The 1,432-nt window shown below is 37.9% G+C and carries 1 protein-coding gene; it reads right to left on the bottom strand.

The genetic code is table 11. The features are described from left to right. On the bottom strand, window positions 1–1,432 hold a 1,432-nt coding region (locus ABYT07_RS21090), incomplete at both ends, for a multicopper oxidase domain-containing protein (protein WP_372993951.1).

The following is a 1,432-nucleotide window of genomic DNA, read 5'->3' as shown; positions in this document are numbered from 1 at the left end:
GGTCATATGTGAGGCGGCATCTACCATTCCCCATGAATACCACATATCCGTTTCATCTACTAATTTAGAAACTGGATGTTCTTTTAAACGTTCATCCCTAGGGGTATCATAACTAATTATTCTTGCCATTCCTCCCATCATGTGGTACAGGATGTGGCAGTGGAAAAACCAATCCCCATATTCATCTCCATAAAATTCTATGGTGATCTCCTTCATAGGAGGCACATTCACAGTATGCTTTAAAGGGGAGTATTCTCCATTTTCATTAATAACCCTAAAGAAGTGCCCGTGTAAATGCATTGGGTGATGCATCATGGTTAGGTTATTCAAAGTAATACGTGTAACCTGCCCGCCCTTGATTTTTATCTTATCTGTTTCCGAAAGCGGCACCCCGTTCATACTCCAAATATATCTGTTCATATTTCCCGTAAGATTTAATAGGATCTCATTTACAGGAACATCTTTATCATAAGTGGTTTTTTCAGGAGACTTTAGGTAATCGTAATTATATTCAGAAAACATATCCATTCCTTGCATATCATCCATCTTCTTATCACCACTCATTTCCATTTTTGATGGTTTTTCCTTGTCCATCTGAGAATGGTCCATCATCGTTGAATCCTTCTTCATTTCCATTTTGGAGTGATCCATCTTAGAATGGTCCATCATCGTTGAATCCTTCTTCATTTCCATTTTGGAGTTATCCATCTTAGAGTGATCCATCTTTGAATGATCCATTTCATTCATGGATTTAGGGATAGTTGGTAATTCATCATGTTTTGTATTATGCTGAACGGTATCTTTCACTTTGTTATGTTGAAGAGCAGGTTTCACTGCGTCCATGTGTAAACTATCATTCATTTTCTCCATATCCATTTTAGAATGATTCATCTTAGAATGATCCATTTCATTCATGGACTTAGGGATACCTGGTAATTCATCATGCTTTGTATTATGCTGAACGGTATCTTTTACTTTGTTATGTTGAAGAGCAGGTTTCACTGCGTCCATGTGTAAAGTATCATTCATATTCCGCATAGGCTCTTTTGAATGATCCATTCCATTCATCTTCATTCCCTCCATATTATTATGACCCTGCATCGAACTCATTTCATCCATTTGCATCCCGTATTTCTCTTTCATCTCATATCGCTCATCTTTACCCGGATTAGACTTTAAAGCAGGAGCACCCATTTTCATTTTCATCTTTGCCATTTTTTGCATCATAGCAATTTTATCCGGCCGTGGAACATCTAGAGCTTCTAAAACTTCTCCCGTTCCCAGAAAGGCCGATGCCGTTCCAGATCCATCTTGTGCGGTAATTCTAAATTCGATCTTTCCATTTTGTGGGATCTCAACTATAAAATCGTAGGTTTCTGCAACCCCAATAAATGTTTTGTTCTTTTTAACCGGCACAACATCTAATCCATCT

The sequence above is a fragment of the Sulfitobacter sp. genome (assembly GCF_041552635.1).
In the GTDB taxonomy this organism is placed as follows: domain Bacteria; phylum Pseudomonadota; class Alphaproteobacteria; order Rhodobacterales; family Rhodobacteraceae; genus Sulfitobacter.
The sequence above is the reverse complement of the archived record's forward strand: the minus strand, read 5'-3'. Positions and strand labels throughout refer to the sequence as shown.